We start from the raw sequence: 15590 nt of genomic DNA, 5'->3' as shown, positions 1-15590 counted from the left end.
GAACTGCGCCCCTCCGGCGTCGGGCACGCCGACGTGGAGTCGAGTCAACGGAACCTCACACCGCCGATGCCACGCTGCTCGGTCAAGGCTGTGCGAGCGGCGGTCGATGCGATCGACCCGGAGTACCCGCGGCGGCCGATCTGGGCCATCAGCCGCCGCAGAGCGGTGTCGAAGTCGACGTCGCGCAGTCCGTACGCCTTGGTGCGAGCGTACTCGAGGGCCCGCTCGGCGTCATCATCGGGAAGCGACACCAGCGCAGCATCCACGATCTCCCGGGGGATGCCGCGCTGCCCCAGCGTCAGCGCGATCGCCTTCCGACCCTGACTCTTGCGGCTGGTGCCGATGTACACGAGCTGCTCGGCGAGCGCGGCATCGTCGATCCAGCCGCGGCTTGTGAACCGGTCGATCAGGACATCGATGATCGAGACATCGAAGTCGCGCTGAAGGAGGAACGCGCGGGCCTCTCGCGCGGACAGAGCGCTATGACGCAACCTTCGAGCGAGTGCATCCTCGGCCTGCGACAGCGATTCTGCGTCAGACGATGCGTCATCCTCGAGGGGGTCCAGTGGTGAAGCGTATGGTCGCACCCCGTCCGCGTCCGGCGGTTCGGCGGCTGACTGCTCGAGGGGGACGGCCCAGCGAACGGACCTCTCGGCACCTGGCAGATAGGTGACGGGAGCCAGTCGCTCGCGCCCGTCACCTTCGGTATCCGACATCAGGCCGGGCGACGCTTGGCCAGCTCGTCGGTCGCCTCCTCGACTACCGCACGCGGCACGCCGATGCCGAGCTTCTGCTTGATCTTGGACTCGATGTCGTTCGCGACATCCTCGTTCTTCAGCAGGAAGTTGCGCGCGTTCTCCTTGCCCTGGCCGAGCTGCTCGCCGTCGTACGTATACCAGGCACCGGACTTCTTGACGATGCCCTGATCCACGCCGTAGTCGATGAGGCTGCCCTCGCGGGAGATGCCGGTGCCGTACAGGATGTCGAACTCCGCCTGCTTGAACGGCGGCGCCATCTTGTTCTTGACGACCTTCACGCGAGTCCGGTTGCCGACCGCGTCGGCGCCGTCCTTCAGGGTCTCGATGCGGCGGATGTCCAGTCGCACCGACGCGTAGAACTTGAGCGCCTTGCCGCCCGCGGTGGTCTCGGGCGAGCCGAAGAACACGCCGATCTTCTCGCGCAGCTGGTTGATGAAGATCGCCGTCGTCTTGGTCTGGTTCAGTCCACCGGTCAGCTTGCGGAGCGCCTGGGACATGAGGCGAGCCTGGAGACCGACGTGAGAGTCGCCCATCTCGCCCTCGATCTCGGCCTTGGGAACGAGTGCGGCGACGGAGTCGATGACGACGAGGTCGATCGCGCCGGACCGGATGAGCATGTCGGCGATCTCGAGCGCCTGCTCACCCGTGTCGGGCTGGGAGACGAGCAGCTGGTCGATGTCGACGCCGAGCTTCCGCGCGTACTCGGGGTCGAGCGCGTGCTCCGCGTCGATGAACGCCGCGATGCCGCCGGCGTTCTGCACGTTCGCGATCGCGTGCAGCGTGAGGGTCGTCTTACCCGACGACTCCGGGCCGTAGATCTCGATGATGCGACCGCGCGGGAGTCCGCCGATTCCGAGGGCGACGTCGAGGGCGATCGACCCGGTCGGGATCACCTCGACGGGAGCGCGCTCGTCGCTTCCCAGTCGCATGACCGAGCCCTTTCCGAACTGGCGGTCGATCTGGGCGAGGGCCGATTCGAGGGCCTTCTCGCGGTCAGCGGGTGAGGGCATGACGTGCTCCTTCAGCTCGTGTTCCGTCGCCTGTAGGCTGTCGCGCTCCGACCCCGGTGGGACGGACGCTGCGACAAGGCGTGGGTGTCATCCGACGGCCTTCACGCTACGAGAGGGCTCCGACATCCTGCCGTCGTTCCTCCGGTGACGTGGAAAACGCGTGCTCGACAACACCTGGGGACGACACTACGCCCACATCGAACAGAGCTTCGACGACACGCCGGTCGACGAGCGCGGGATCAGCGGCGCGGTTCGCGCGTCCCGACACCGTGACGACGCGACTCCGGCACGTCCGCCTCGACGCACAGTGCGAGCCACACGTCGCGCGGCGACACGCCGGCGGCCAGCGCTTCCGTCGCCGTCCGATAGCCCACCGAGGGGAGCACCAGGTCGCGCAGCAGTGGGGCCCCGCGCGGGCCGAACTCATCCTCGACAGCGCGATCGAACTCGCTCTTGCGCATGCCTACCGGCGCCGTCCTTCGATGGTCGTGAGCCGCAGCGGGGTCAGCGCAGCGAGAGCTCGGGCTCGACGGACGCGAGCAGCTCGTCGGGCACCGTGTCGGGTAGCGTCTGCACACCCTCGAGGACGGAGATGCGATCGCCGACCTCGCGCATGATCGTCGAGATCGGAACGTCCAGAGCCTCGGCGACGGATGCGAGGATCTCGCTCGACGCCTCCTTCTGGCCCCGCTCGACCTCGCTGAGGTAGCCGAGGGCCACGCTGGCACGCCCGGCGACCTGGCGCAGAGTGCGCCCCTTCTGCTGACGGAGGTCGCGGAGGACTTCGCCGATCTCTTGTCGAACCAGGATCATCGCGGGCCCCCTTCTCCGTGAATTCTCCGCTGTCTGGGTGGATAACAGTACAGCACCCGTCTCTGTCAATCTAATCCCCTGCGGCTGGGAATGTGCGGGAATCACGACGGTGTAACGGAGCGGGTCGCCACCGGATTCCGCCCCGGCGCCCTCGTTCGCTCACAGCGAAGCGACCGCCGCCTCCAGCGCCGCGCGGACGGTGCCGCGGCGGATCGCATCCCGATCCCCCTCCAGCACCGACGAGTGGACCGTCGTGCGATCGGGCGTGGCGATGCCGATGTGGACCGTTCCCACGGGCTGGCCGTCCGGCGACAGCGGCCCGGCGATGCCTGTCGTCGAGACGCCGACGTCGCTCCCGGTCTGCCGGCGCACGCCCTCCGCCATCTGGCGCGCGACCTCGGGGTGCACCGCGCCGTGCACGGCGAGCAGCTCGGCATCCACCCCGAGCAGCGAGTGCTTGAGGTCCGTCGCGTAGGAGACCACTCCGCCGCGGACGTGCGCGGACGCTCCGGGAACGGACACGAGGGATGCCGTGACCAGGCCCCCCGTCAACGACTCCGCGACCCCGATCGTCCAGCCGTGGCGCGCGAGCGCGGCCAGGAGCTCCTCCGCCAGGCCGGTGAGGGCGGCGTCGCCGAGGTCGCTCACGACGCCTTCGCCCGCCTCCCGCGCACCTCGCTGACGATGTAGTCGATGCCGCTCGCGATCGTGAGGATCACGGCGATCCACATCGTGACGATGTTGACCCAGATGATCCAGTCCCCGACGATCCCCGCGAGCGGCAGCAAGGCCAGCGACAGCGCGACCGCCTGTGCGAGGGTCTTGAGCTTGCCCATCCACGCCGCAGCGAGGACGTGGTCGCCGACCACGATGAAGCGGTACACCGTGATGCCGATCTCGCGAACGAGCACGACGATCGTGACCCACCAGGGCAGCTCCCCGAGGATCGACAGGCCGACGAACGCGCAGCCGGTCAGGGCCTTGTCGGCGATCGGGTCGAGGATCTTGCCCAGATCCGTGACGATCTCGTACCGGCGGGCGATGTAGCCGTCGATGCCGTCGGTCGCGATCGCCGCGATGAAGAGCACCGCGGCCCACCAGCGCAGCGGTCCGTCCGCCCCGCCGTCGGCGAGCAGCATCCACAGGAACACCGGTGCGCACAGGATGCGCACGATCGTGATCGCGTTGGGAAGCTGACGGGGAACGGCCACGCTTCAGTATCGTCCCCACCCGCACCCCGCCCGCCGCTGGCGCGCCGGGCGGAGCCTCCGCGGGCGCGTGCCCAGGACGGCCGTGTGGCCGGTCGCAGGGACGCCCGGAAGGACGACGTCAGTCCCGGCCGGTCAGGCCCCAGGCATCCTCGTCGCCCTCCTCGTCGAGGATCGGATACCCCTCGAACTGCTTCTCGACCGGATCGTCCGCGTAGCGCTCGTCGACGACGGGCGCCGTCTCGGCCTCGGCCGGCACGTCCTCTCCCCGCAGCCTCGCCAGCACGCCCGGCAACTGATCGGGCGTGACGAGGACGTCCCGCGCCTTCGAACCCTCCGACGGCCCGACGATCTCGCGCGACTCGAGCAGGTCCATGAGACGCCCCGCCTTGGCGAAGCCGACCCGCAGCTTCCGCTGGAGCATCGAGGTGGACCCGAACTGGCTCGAGACGACGAGCTCGGCGGCCGCCAGCAGCAGGTCGAGGTCGTCCCCGATGTCGGCGTCGACCTCCTTGCGCTCCGCGGCGGCCTGGACGTCCGAGCGGTACTCCGGGCGCGCCTGCCCGGTGACGTGCGCGACCACCTTCTCGATCTCCTGCTCGCTCACCCACGCGCCCTGCACGCGGATCGCCTTCGAGGCGCCCATCGGCAGGAACAGGCCGTCGCCCTGGCCGATCAGGCGGTCGGCGCCCGGCTGGTCGAGGATGACGCGCGAGTCGGTGACGCTCGTCACGGCGAACGCGAGCCGCGACGGCACGTTGGCCTTGATGAGGCCGGTCACCACGTCGACGGACGGCCGCTGCGTGGCGAGGACGAGATGGATGCCGCTGGCTCGCGCCAGCTGCGTGATACGGACGATCGAGTCCTCGACATCGCGCGGCGCGACCATCATGAGGTCGGCCAGCTCGTCGACGACGACGAGGAGGTACGGGTACGGCTTGAGGACGCGCTCGCTGCCGGCGGGCAGCTGGATCTCGTCGTTGACCACGGCGCGGTTGAAGTCGTCGATGTGCCGGAACCCGAACGACGCCAGGTCGTCGTACCGCATATCCATCTCCTTCACGACCCACTGCAGCGCCTCGGCGGCCTTCTTGGGGTTCGTGATGATGGGCGTGATGAGGTGCGGCACACCCGCGTAGGACGTCAGCTCGACGCGCTTCGGATCGATGAGCACCATGCGCACCTCGGACGGCTTCGCGCGCATCAGGAGGCTCGTGATCATCGAGTTCACGAAGCTCGACTTGCCCGAGCCGGTGGAGCCGGCCACCAGCAGGTGGGGCATCTTCGCGAGGTTCGCGACGACGTAGCCGCCGCCGACGTCCTTGCCGACGCCGATCGTCATCGGATGCGTGGACGAGGTCGCGTTGTGCGAGCGCAGCACGTCGCCGAGCGTGACGATCTCACGATCGGCGTTCGGGATCTCGACGCCGATCGCGCTCTTGCCCGGGATCGGCGCGAGGATGCGGACCTCGTTGGATGCCACGGCATAAGCGATGTTGTTGGTCAGCGCCGTGATGCGCTCCACCTTCACCCCGTGCCCGACCTCGATCTCGTACTGCGTGACGGTCGGGCCGCGCGAGAACCCGGTGACGCGGGCGTCGACGCCGAATTGGTCGAAGACGCTCGTGATCGCCCGCACGACGGCGTCGTTGGCCTCCGAGCGGGCCTTGTGAGGCGTGCCCTCGGAGAGCGCGGCGACCGACGGCAGCCGGTAGGGCGCCGCTGGCGGCATCCGGTCACCCGTGCCGCCGATCCCGCTGAGACCGGGGAGCTCGTCGTCGCCGGCCGGAGCGTCGTCGTGGATCGACGTGTCGGTCTTACCGCCCTTGGCGGCTTGACGCACACCGGCGAGCCCCGCGGCGTCGAGCACCTGGGTCAGGGCGTCGGCCGGCATCCGCGGCACCGGAGGCACCGCGGGAGCCACGGGCGCGATCGCCTGCTCGAATCCGCCGTGGTGCGCGTCCGGGCTCGGTGCGAGCAGCTCCGTGAGATCCTGCGAGCCGATGCCCTGGGCATCCGGATCCTTCTCCCGGCCCGTCTTGTTGCGTCGCCACCACGGCATCGAGGGATCGGCATCCTCGTCGGCAGGCGCATCCGTCTGCCCCTGCGCCGGGACCTTCTCGACGCGCTCCGCGTCGAACATCCAGGTGTAGAGGTCGCCGAGACGCGTGCCGATGCGGTTCGGCGGCGTCTTCGTGAGGATCAGGACCGACAGTGCGCACAGCAGGGCCAGCACGACTCCCGCGCCGATCTGCGTGAGGAACATCGCGAGCGGCTCGCCGATCATCCACCCGAACAGGCCACCGGCCCTGCTGAGCGACGGCAGGCCCTGCTTCGGCGAGGGACGCCCGCCGTACACATGGCAGAAGCCGGCGAGCGTGAGCACGAACAGCACGAATCCGATGCCGATGCGTCCGTTGTCGTGGACGGACGCGGGATGCCGGAACAGCCAGCCCGCGAGCAGGATCAGCAGCACCGGGAGCACGAACGCGACGCGGCCGACGAGACCGCCGGCGGTATAGGCGCTGATCAGCTGCGCCGTCGGGTTGCCGATGAAGAACCACTCGACGACGCCACCGGCGATCGCCAGCAGCACGATGAGGAAGGGCAGGCCGTCGCGACGCTGCTCCTTCTCGAGGGTCTCCGGTCCGAAGGCGCGGAAGAGTCCGCCGGTGGCGTGGGCGAGGCCCATCCACATCCGGACGATGAGGGGCGGCTTGGCCGGCTCGCCGACATATCCCTTGGGCGCGGGAGCGGGCTTCTGCGCCGGGGCGCTCTTCGGCTTGGCGGCGCGCGACGTCGCCGTGGCGGGCGTCGCCTTCGCGGAGGCGCGACCGCTCGCGGTGGAGCTGCGCCCACCCGTGCTGCTGCGGCTTGGCATTACCCCACCGTACGGCGGTGGACGGACATTTCCCCGGAACCACGCGGACGGCGACGGATGCTCGGCCCGCCCACGCGAGCGCAGCCAGGGATGCTCAGCGCAGCCTGCGCACCATCGTCACGCGCTCCGGCGAGGAGTCGACCTCGCGGAAGCCGAGGTCGCGGTACAGCGTCGCGGCGTGATTGCCGCGCTCCACGCTCAGCGCGAGCCGCGCATGCCCTGCGCGCCCCGCATCCGCGATGAGCGCCGTCAGGAGCGCGCGTCCGACGCCGCGCGATCGCCATGGCGCACGCACGCCGATGACGAGCTCGGGCACCCCGGTCGCGACGAACCCGAAACCCGGCTCGCTGCGCGGCAGCACGCGGTACCACGCCGCGCCGATGGCCGATCCCATGTCGTCGGTCGCGATGAAGCCGGCGTCGCTCGGCCGCGGCCAGCCCGCGATGTAGCGCCGCTGCATCCCGGCGAGCACCTCCGCCCGCGTGACCGAGGGCAGGCCTCTCCAGTTCGCGGCTTCCACGAGCATGTCGGCGATGAACGCGCCGTCCCGTGGAGTCGCGTCCCGCACCGCGAAGCCCGACATGGCCCGAGCGTACCGCCTGGAGGTTTCGCGGTCATTTCAGCGCCAGGCGCGAGCGTCGCCATCAGCTGTGCGCGTCCGTCGCCTCCGGTGCGCCCTCGTGCGCGCGCACGAGGACGGCGAGCTCCGACCTGGTGCCGATCTCGAGCTTCGCGAAGATGTGCCCGAGGTGCGTCTTCACGGTGGCCAGTGACACGTACAGACGCTCGGCGATCTGCGGGTTCGTGAGGTGGGCGCCGATGAGCCGCGCGACCTGCAGCTCGGCGGGCGTGAGGCTCTCCCAGCCGTGCACGGCGGCCACGTGCGGTGCGCGCGTGCGCAGCGCGGAGCGGACCACCTCGTCGAACCCGGTGTCGTCCCGCGTCGCACCCCGTTCCGCGTCGGGCTCGTACGGCACCCACTCGGCTGACGCGACTCCGAGGCGTTCGCGCTCCGCAGTCGCCGCACTGCGAAGCCGCTGGGCGGCGTCCGCGGCGCCGCGCCGGCGGCGATGAAAGGCGACTTCGTCGAGCGCGTCGCACACCCCGATCGTGTTGCCCGCTTCGACATGGCGGCCCAGCGCGTCCTGAGCGAAGCCCTCCGCAGCGGCGTCGTCGACTCCGCGCAGCCGCCGCGCCCGTGCGAGCAGGGCGTACGCGTGGATCCACGTGAGGTCGTGCTCCTTCGCGACGCCGGTCGCCTCCGCGAGCGCGGCTTCGTCGTCGAACAGGACGCCGCGGAACACGAGGGGAAGCGCCACCCAGCGTCGCATCCGGCTGCCGCGGGCGACGACCACCGCTCGCGTGAGCGCATCCTCGGCCTCGTCGATCTCGAGCAGGGCGTCGCGGGCGAGGCCGAGCACGGTCAGGCCCAGCATGCGGAACAGCGGATCCTCGTTGGATGCGTCGGCCAGGGCGATCGCCTCGACCGCGAGCGCGGCCGCATCCTCGGGTGATCCGCGCAGAACGAGCTGCCAGGCGTCAGCGCCGGCCGCCAGCACGGCCGCCGACCAATGGCCCGCCTGCCGCGCATCCTCGTACGTCCGTGAGCCCAGCCGGTGGGCGTCGTCGAGCCGGCCGGTCGCCACCGCGAGAAGCGCGGCGAGGGCCGAGGTCAGCCGCGCCGTCCGCCCGTCCCCCGCCTCGCGGGCCAGCATCATCGCCTCGTCGAGGAGCCGCCGCGGCTCGTCGGGGTCGGTCTGGAACATCCGGGCGAGGCAGAAGGCCCACGCGAGGTTCGCATAGCCCCACGCGTCGGCGCCCTCGACGCTCAGCCGGCGGACACGGGTGAAATCGTTGCGGGCGGCCTCTGCACCCACGGCCAGCGCGGTGCCGGCGGCGCGATAGCCGAGCGCGCGACCGATGTACCACTTGTCGCCCGCGGCGCCCGCCGTCTCGAGCAGCTGTCCCGCCCTCACCACGACGGAATCGAAGTTCCCCGTCCACGTGTCGAGATGGCACAGGCCCTCGAGCAGCCGAGCGCGCACGAGCGGCTCGAGCGCGGGCGCATCCAGGGCCGTCTCGAGCCATACCCGGCATTCCGACCACTGACTCGATTCCAGCCAGAAGGTCCCCATCGCACCCGCGATCCGCGCGAGGGAGTCATCGTCGCCCGCCGCCCTGCTCCAGGCCAGAGCGGCCGTGATGTTGTCCTGATCGGCGAACAGGCGATTCATCCACACCGCCTGCTCAGGGCCGTCGAGGAGCGGGACGCCATGCTCGACGAGGTCCCGGAAGTAGCGCACGAATCCCGCACGGGCCTCTTCGGCGTCGCCGGATGCCTCGAGCCTGTCGAGCGCGTACGCGCGCGCGGTGTCGGAGAGCCGGTACCACCCGGAGGGTGCATGCGGGTCGAAGGCGACCAGCGACCGCTCCACGAGCGCTGCGAGGTCCTCGAGCGTCGATTCCTCCGCGACGGCGGCGGCCGAGGCGGCGTCGAAGCCCGAGACGAACAGGCTGAGGCGCTGCAGGATCACGCGCAGTCGGTCCGAGAGCAGTTCGTAGCTCCAGTCCAGCGAGGCGCGCAGCGTGGCGTGGCGGCTGTCGCCCGTCTGCACCCCATTGCCCAGGAGCTCGAACCGCCGGACGAGCCCCGCGGCGATCTCGCCCACCGTCAGCGAGCGCGTGCGGGCCGCGGCGAGCTCGATCGCGAGTGGAAGGCCGTCGAGGCCGCGACAGAGATCCGCGACCGCCGCCGCCTCGGTGTCCCCGAAGGAGCGCTCCGGGTCGGCCGCCGCAGCGCGCGCGGCGAACAGAGCCGTCGCATCCTCTTCCGTCATCGGCGGCACAGCCCACGTCACCTCGCCCGCAAGGCCGAGCGGCCGCTGGCTGGTGGCGAGGATGCGCAGCCCCGGCGCGCGATCGAGCAGGGCATCGGCGAAGGATGCGACGTCCTCGACGACGTGCTCGCAGCCGTCGAGCACGAGCAGCGCCTCTCCGCGCAGCGCTCCGGCGACCGCGTACGCGATGGGCGACCCGTCCTCGGGCTCGCCGACGCCGTACAGCTCCGCCACGCGCACGCCGACGCGGGCGCCTCGGTCGAGCGAGCCGATGTCGGCGATCGCGCGCTCCGCCGGCACGACCCCGGTGGCTTCGAGGGCGAGCCGCGATTTTCCGATGCCGCCCGGCCCGACGAGCGTCAGGATCCGCGTGACGCCGAGCAGCTCCACGACCCGGCGCACCTCGGAGGCGCGGCCCACGAAAGAGGTGCGCGGCATCCGCATCGTCGAGTCGGCGCCACTCCCCAGCGGGCGCCTCCGGGTCCCCACGAAGGGAATGATCCTCGCATCCGGCGCCGGATATCAACCGGTGCGTATCAACCGGTCGGCTGACGTGCTCACGATCTGGAATGCCGACGATGAGATGACGAGGGCCGCCCGGCCCGCGGAACAGGTGCACGACAGCAGAGGAGCAGGACATGAACTGGTCATCATGGCGGATCGTGGCCGCGAGCATCGCCGTCACCGGCGTCGCCGCGGGCCTCGTGGTCAACATCGCACGGGCGATCCGGCTGGAGCAGGACCTCGGCCTCGTCATCGCGAACTACTTCAGCTTCTTCACGATCGTCAGCGCGATCTCGACGATCATCGTCTTCTTCGTCGCGGCGCGCCGCAACGGGCCGCTCGCGACGACGGACGGCGTGGAATCGCGCAGCCTGGCGGTCGCGATGGCGACGACGAGCACGGCGATGATCATCCTCTCGATCGTGTACAACGCGATGCTGCGCGGGCTGCCCACGCACTTCTCGACGCCGGACCCCGGGTGGGTGGCCTTCCTCGATCGCTGGGCGACGGAGACGCTGCATGTCGTGGTGGCGATCTACATCGTGATCGACGTGCTGTTCGCACCGCGGCGCCGCGCGCTGACCTGGCGCGCGCTGGTCGGGATCGTCGGCATCCCGCTGCTGTGGGCCGTCTACACGATGCTCCGCGGCCCGTTCACGCCGGCACCGGACGGCACGGCGCCCTACTGGTACCCCTACCCCTTCCTCGACCCGAACGGCCCCACGGGATACCAGACGCCCATGCTGTACATCGGCGTGATCGCCGCGTCCTTCCTGGTCGTGGGAGGCATCCTCGTCCTCCTCACCCACCGCCGTCATGGCGCGCCGCGACCGTCCCTGGCCGCGCGCGGACCCCGGCTGCGGCCCCGCGTGGGCGCCTGACGCTCCGGGACGGATGCCGGCGCCCGCGGGGCCGGCATCGCCGGGGCCGTCTGTGCCGTCCATCCACAGATTGCGCTCCCGCCGCTGTGGACACCCTTCCGCTCATTAGTCTCTCGCATGGAGAAACGAGGTCCCCCCATGTCCCCATCGGATTCCCCCCGCGTCGGCGCCGGACAGCACGTCCCCGCCGCCTGGCCCCCGAGCGCGGCGGCGCTGGTCGATCGGCAGCGCTGCCCGTCGTGCTTCACCGGCATCACCACCGCGGTGTGCCCGACCTGCGGACTCGAGCTCGGCATGCCGGACCTGGCCGAGGTGCTGAAGTCCAGCCGGCGGATCGTCCGACTCGTCGACGAGCGCACAGCCCTCCTCGCCGACATCAGGGTCGAGCAGGCGCGGCGGGATGCGCGCCTCCGCGCCGCTGCGGCGCAGGCACGACCCACCACCGCGCAGCTGCACGCGACGGTGGATGCCGAGACGGCCGCCCGCTCCCGCCTCGAGGCCGAGCGCGCTCGAAGCGCCGCAGCGCTCGCCGCGGCGGCGGCGCCGACCAGGGCGGCCGCACCCTCCGCCGCCGGCGCGGCGATCGCGGCCGCGACCCCGCCGGCCGCCGTCGCGGCTGCCACCCCCGCCGCGCCCGACAGGCCGAGTGCCGCGGCGCACCCGCCGCTCGCGCACCGCTTCAGCATGCAGTTCACGATCCTCGGCGCCGGCGTGGTGCTCACGTCGGTCGGCGCGATCGTCTTCCTCTTCTGGGCGTACCTCGTCGTGGGACTCGAAGTGCGGTCGCTCATCATCGCAGGCGCGAGCATCGGCGTGCTTGCGCTCGCCTGGTTCCTGCGCCGGAAGGGCCTCTTGCTGACGGCCGAGGGGGTGGGGGTGGTGGCCGTCGTCCTGTTGATGCTCGATGCCTGGATCATCCGAGCCAACGATGCGTTCGGCACCGGGTCCGTCGATCAGCTCGCCTACTACGGGGGTGCCTCCCTCGTGCTCTGCGGTCTGCTGGCAGCAGCACGGGCGCTCACCGGACTGCGGACCACGGCGTATGCAGCTGCCGCGCTCGCCCCGACGGGGATCGCCCTGTGCAGTGCCGCCCTGGTTCCCGACCAGGGTTCGACTCGGTGGTGGGTGGCGGGCGTCTCTGCGCTCGTGCTCGCGATCGTGGCCGCGCGGCTGCTGCCCGCCTCCCGCCCGCACACGGTCGTCCTGGTCCTGGGCGCGCTGATCGGATTGTCCGCCGTCTTCGCGGCGCCCGGCGCACTTCCCGTCGTGCCGTGGCACGCACTCATCACGCTCGGTGCGGCGGCGCTGCTGTGGGGCGCCTTCGCGGTCGCGCTGCGCGGCGGCCGGATCGAATCGAGGATGCGGACCACGGCCGCGGCCGTCGCCGCGGTCGCCGCCGCGGCGGCGCCGATGGTCGCCGCCGGGCAGCAGCTGTCCCTGTGGGATGCGCGGTGGATCGGACCGGCCGGAGCGGGCGTCGTCACCTGCGTGGTCGCCGCCCTCTCGACCCGTCGGCTGTGGACCGCGCGGTTCGCGACCCCGGGTGGATCTCTGGCGGCGCAGTCCGGCACCCTGGCGGCGGCGATCGTCGCCACGGCGACGAGCCTGCTCGGCGTCGTGGCCGGAGTGCTGCGCGTCATGAGCATCGCCGCCGGGCCGCAGTCGGGGTGGCACGGCTCCGCCGAACCCATCGGCGGCGGCGCATTCGGCGGCTTCATCGGCGGCCCGTCGGCGGTCGTCGCGCCCGTCGCCGTCGCCGTCGCCGTCGCCGCGGTGCTCGCCGCGACCGGACGGCTTCGCACGGCGTCGGCGGCTCCCGTCGCTGCTCTGGGGTGGGCTGCGATCGCGGCAGCGACGTATCCCCCTGCCGGCCTCGCCGCAGTGGCGTACGCGGCCATCGCCGCGGCCGCCATCGCGATCGGCGCGCTCGCCGGCCGACGGTCGCTCACGATCGTCCTCACCGCGATCGAGTCGGTGGCCGCCGTTCTCCTGCTCTGCCTCGCCTACACACGGACGGAACTGTGGATACCGGCGACCGCCGCCTTCCTCGGTGTCGCCGTCGCCGGAGCTGCCGTCGCACAGCGCGCGTGGGGCGGCGGGGGCGCACCCGCCCGCTCGCGCGCATTGCACCTCGCCATCGCCGCGACCGCAGCCTGCGCCACCGCAGCCGCGGTGCCGGCGTGGGCGGGGGCGGCGGGCATGGTCCTCACCCGGCCGTGGACCAGCCCCTGGGCATGCACGGCGATCGGCGCTGCGGCGGTGCTCGCCGTCGTGATCGCCGCGCGCCCGCTGTCGAGCTCCGACACGTGGTCGGCGTCGGTCCCGGCCCTGGCCACCGGTCTCGCCGCGATCGCGGCCCTCGTCGGGGCACCTGCATCCCCGATCTGGATCGCGACCCTCCCCCTCGCCGTCGTGGGTGCGATCGGCGTCGCTGTCGAGCGGCGCCGTGCCTTCCGCGCCTGCCTTGCGGCGATTGCTCCGCTCGCGGCCGCGGTGACCGTATGGAACGCCCTGCCTCTGCTCGCCATCGATCATGGCTACCGCTGGGTCGGTGTCGGCGCGGGCGCGCTGATCCTGACGGGTGCCGGCCTGCTCATCCGTCTGCCGAAGGGCGCCCCCGCGGCAGCCGCATGGTTCGCATCGAACGCCCTGGTCGCCATGGCTGCGGTCGCCGGCGCGACCGGGTCCGATCAGCTCTGGCTCGTGCTGCTGCTCGTAGCTCCGATCCCCTACCTGATCGCGGCCGCGACGGGTGAGCCGACGGCGAGCCGGACGAACTGGCGCCATGTCGCCTGGCTCACTCCTGCTCTCGCCCTCGCGGCCCTGTGGACCGCACTCGCACAGGCGGGATACCAGGTCGTCGAGGTCTACACGCTGCCTGCCGCAGCCATGCTCCTCGGGCTCGGAGTGCTGCTCGCATTCCGCCGCTCGCCGGTCGCGTCGGCGACGGGCGACGGCGCTCCACACGCCGCGCGTACGGCCGCAGGCCGAATCGCGCTGGTCTGGGCCGGGGCCGCCACCGCCGTGCTCCCGACCGCCGCGGCGAGCGGCGACCCCGCACTGCGGGCCGTCCTCGCCGTGTGCGCGGGCGCCGCCCTGCTCGCCGTGTCGCCGTGGTGCGTCGCTCGATGGCGCGAGATCCCGGTTCGCACCGTCGTGATCGCCTCGGGCGGCGCGGCCGCCGCGGCCGCCGCCGCGGTGCGCGGCACGGCCCTCGCGATGCGCGGCGACTGGTCGGCAGACGTATGGGGCGCCGTGTCGCTCGCAGCGGGCCTGGCCGCCGCCGTGCTCCTGGACCGGACCACGCCGACCCCGAAGCCCGTCGTCGGAGCCGCTGCGGCCGGTGCACTGCTTCTCGGCGCCGCCCCGTCGATGGCCCTCGCGCTCCTGCATCCGCTGCTGCCGCAGTGGGTGCTGCTCGCACCCGTCACGGCCGCCGCACTGCTGCAGGTCGCGTCGGCGCTGCCCCGGCTGCGGCCGCTCTCCGACCCCCTGCCGCGGTGGACCTCGGTCGTCGCGCTCGCGCTGCTGGGGGCCGCGACGATCCTCCGCGCAGATGTGGACCCGTTCGACGTCGTCACGGTCCTGGTGGGCGCCTCCCTCATCGCGTCGGGCATCATCGGCGGCGGCCGAGGGCTCGCCTGGGCGGGTGCGGCCACCGCGGTCGTGCCGTCGATCATGGCGTCCGCTGATCCCGCGCTGCGGCCGCTGGTGGCGGTCGGGGTGTCCGCCGTCCTGCTGGCCGCCGCCCGCTGGGTGCCCCGCTCGCTGAACGCCGTGCCCGTCCGGACGATCGCGATCGCGACCGCGGCGGCCGGTGCCATCGGCGCCTCGGGCGTCCGCAGTCTCGCCCTCGCCATCGACCCGGCGCTGCGGCAGCCCGAACCGTGGGGCGGAACGCCGGCGGCACCCGAGGTGTGGGGCCTGGTCGCACTCGTCGGCGGACTGGCCGCAGCGCTGCTCATGCAGCGTCTGACGTCGGCACGCGACATCCTTCCCGCGGCCATCGCGGCATCCGGGATGGCGGCCGCGGCCGTGCCTGCGATCCTGATCGAGCTGCGCTCCGACCAGACGGCGCTCCTCTCGTTCCTGCCCGTCCTCGTCTTCGCGGCCCTGCAGGTCGCCGTCGCGGTGCCCCGGGACCGCCCCTGGTCGCACCCGCTGGTGACCGCCACATCGATCGGCGCCATGCTCGCCGTCGGCGCCGCCGCGCTGCTGTCCGGCAGCGTGGATCCGTTCGACCTCGTGACCGCGACGGTCGGTGTCGCCCTGATCCTGCGGGGCGCGATCAGGATGCTGCGCACCCCGGCGCTGCCGAGCTGGCCGGCGCTCGGTCCCGGGCTCGCGGTGCTGCTCGTCCCCTCGCTGCTCGCCGACTATGCGGACCCCGTGCAGTGGCGGCTCGTGGCGCTCGGCGTCGCGGCGCTCGGGGTCATGCTCGTCGGGGTCTTCCTGCGCCTGCAGGCCCCGTTCGTCCTCGGCGTCGCAGTGCTGGTCGTGCACGGCCTGGCGCAGCTGTGGCCGGTGATCGCCGCGAACTACGGCAAGGTCTGGTGGTGGCTGTGGATCGCGATCGCGGGCATCATCCTCATCGTGATCGCCGCCACCTACGAGCGGCAGCTCCGCTTCGCCAGGTCGATGCTCCGCACGGTCGCCTCACTCCGGTGAGGCGGCCGGTGAGGCAGCCGGCCACCGGGC

General features: G+C 72.1%; 11 protein-coding genes. 2 read left to right on the top strand and 9 right to left on the bottom strand.

Annotated elements, in window-relative coordinates; translation table 11 throughout:
• Positions 1 to 44 precede the first annotated feature (44 nt).
• From SM116_RS07010 to SM116_RS06970, 9 genes are all read right to left on the bottom strand, one after another.
• Positions 45 to 491, bottom strand: coding sequence for a regulatory protein RecX (locus SM116_RS07010; RefSeq protein ID WP_320943739.1), 447 nt, complete (start codon positions 489 to 491; stop codon positions 45 to 47).
• A 224-nt stretch (positions 492 to 715) separates the two neighbouring features.
• Positions 716 to 1768 (bottom strand): recombinase RecA, encoded by a 1053-nt coding sequence (recA, locus tag SM116_RS07005; protein ID WP_320943738.1) that lies wholly within the window; start codon positions 1766 to 1768, stop codon positions 716 to 718.
• Positions 1769 to 2007: 239 nt separating this feature from the next.
• Positions 2008 to 2229, bottom strand: a complete 222-nt coding sequence (locus SM116_RS07000; RefSeq protein ID WP_320943737.1) for a DUF3046 domain-containing protein — start codon at positions 2227 to 2229, stop codon at positions 2008 to 2010.
• 43 nt (positions 2230 to 2272) lie between these two features.
• Positions 2273 to 2581: a helix-turn-helix domain-containing protein gene (locus SM116_RS06995; RefSeq protein WP_320943736.1), complete on the bottom strand. Its 309-nt coding sequence runs from the start codon at positions 2579 to 2581 to the stop codon at positions 2273 to 2275.
• 159 nt (positions 2582 to 2740) lie between these two features.
• On the bottom strand, positions 2741 to 3229 hold the full coding sequence (locus tag SM116_RS06990) for a CinA family protein (RefSeq protein ID WP_320943735.1): 489 nt from the start codon (positions 3227 to 3229) through the stop codon (positions 2741 to 2743).
• Positions 3226 to 3792 carry a CDP-diacylglycerol--glycerol-3-phosphate 3-phosphatidyltransferase gene (gene pgsA / locus SM116_RS06985; protein WP_320943734.1) on the bottom strand — a complete coding sequence of 189 codons (567 nt, stop codon included), beginning with the start codon at positions 3790 to 3792 and terminating at the stop codon, positions 3226 to 3228. The genes SM116_RS06990 and pgsA overlap by 4 nt, the downstream gene beginning before the upstream one ends.
• Before the next feature lie 118 nt (positions 3793 to 3910).
• Positions 3911 to 6670: an FtsK/SpoIIIE family DNA translocase gene (locus SM116_RS06980; RefSeq protein WP_320943733.1), complete on the bottom strand. Its 2760-nt coding sequence runs from the start codon at positions 6668 to 6670 to the stop codon at positions 3911 to 3913.
• 94 nt (positions 6671 to 6764) lie between these two features.
• The gene (locus SM116_RS06975) at positions 6765 to 7253 is read right to left on the bottom strand and encodes a GNAT family N-acetyltransferase (RefSeq protein ID WP_320943732.1); all 489 of its coding nucleotides are present in this window, start codon (positions 7251 to 7253) and stop codon (positions 6765 to 6767) included.
• Positions 7254 to 7314: 61 nt separating this feature from the next.
• Positions 7315 to 9945 carry a helix-turn-helix transcriptional regulator gene (locus SM116_RS06970; protein WP_320943731.1) on the bottom strand — a complete coding sequence of 877 codons (2631 nt, stop codon included), beginning with the start codon at positions 9943 to 9945 and terminating at the stop codon, positions 7315 to 7317.
• A gap of 200 nt (positions 9946 to 10145) precedes the next feature.
• On the opposite strand from SM116_RS06970, the gene SM116_RS06965 reads away from it, so the two are divergent.
• On the top strand, positions 10146 to 10892 hold the full coding sequence (locus tag SM116_RS06965) for a Pr6Pr family membrane protein (protein ID WP_320943730.1): 747 nt from the start codon (positions 10146 to 10148) through the stop codon (positions 10890 to 10892).
• A 138-nt stretch (positions 10893 to 11030) separates the two neighbouring features.
• The gene (locus SM116_RS06960; RefSeq protein ID WP_320943729.1) at positions 11031 to 15560 is read left to right on the top strand and encodes an SCO7613 C-terminal domain-containing membrane protein; all 4530 of its coding nucleotides are present in this window, start codon (positions 11031 to 11033) and stop codon (positions 15558 to 15560) included.
• Positions 15561 to 15590: the final 30 nt, after the last annotated feature.

The organism is Microbacterium rhizosphaerae, from assembly GCF_034120055.1.
Taxonomy (GTDB): Bacteria; Actinomycetota; Actinomycetes; order Actinomycetales; family Microbacteriaceae; genus Microbacterium; species Microbacterium rhizosphaerae.
The sequence above is the reverse complement of the archived record's forward strand: the minus strand, read 5'-3'. Positions and strand labels throughout refer to the sequence as shown.

What these genes read in the sequence shown, in the direction of transcription:
- SM116_RS06960 (WP_320943729.1), top strand. Translation starts at nt 11,031, where the DNA reads ATGTCCCCATCGGATTCCCCCCGCGTCGGCGCCGGACAGCACGTCCCC.
- SM116_RS06965 (WP_320943730.1), top strand. Translation starts at nt 10,146, where the DNA reads ATGAACTGGTCATCATGGCGGATCGTGGCCGCGAGCATCGCCGTCACC.
- SM116_RS06980 (WP_320943733.1), bottom strand. Translation starts at nt 6,670, where the DNA reads ATGCCAAGCCGCAGCAGCACGGGTGGGCGCAGCTCCACCGCGAGCGGT.
- SM116_RS06995 (WP_320943736.1), bottom strand. Translation starts at nt 2,581, where the DNA reads ATGATCCTGGTTCGACAAGAGATCGGCGAAGTCCTCCGCGACCTCCGT.
- SM116_RS06975 (WP_320943732.1), bottom strand. Translation starts at nt 7,253, where the DNA reads ATGTCGGGCTTCGCGGTGCGGGACGCGACTCCACGGGACGGCGCGTTC.
- SM116_RS06970 (WP_320943731.1), bottom strand. Translation starts at nt 9,945, where the DNA reads ATGCCGCGCACCTCTTTCGTGGGCCGCGCCTCCGAGGTGCGCCGGGTC.
- recA (WP_320943738.1), bottom strand. Translation starts at nt 1,768, where the DNA reads ATGCCCTCACCCGCTGACCGCGAGAAGGCCCTCGAATCGGCCCTCGCC.
- SM116_RS07000 (WP_320943737.1), bottom strand. Translation starts at nt 2,229, where the DNA reads ATGCGCAAGAGCGAGTTCGATCGCGCTGTCGAGGATGAGTTCGGCCCG.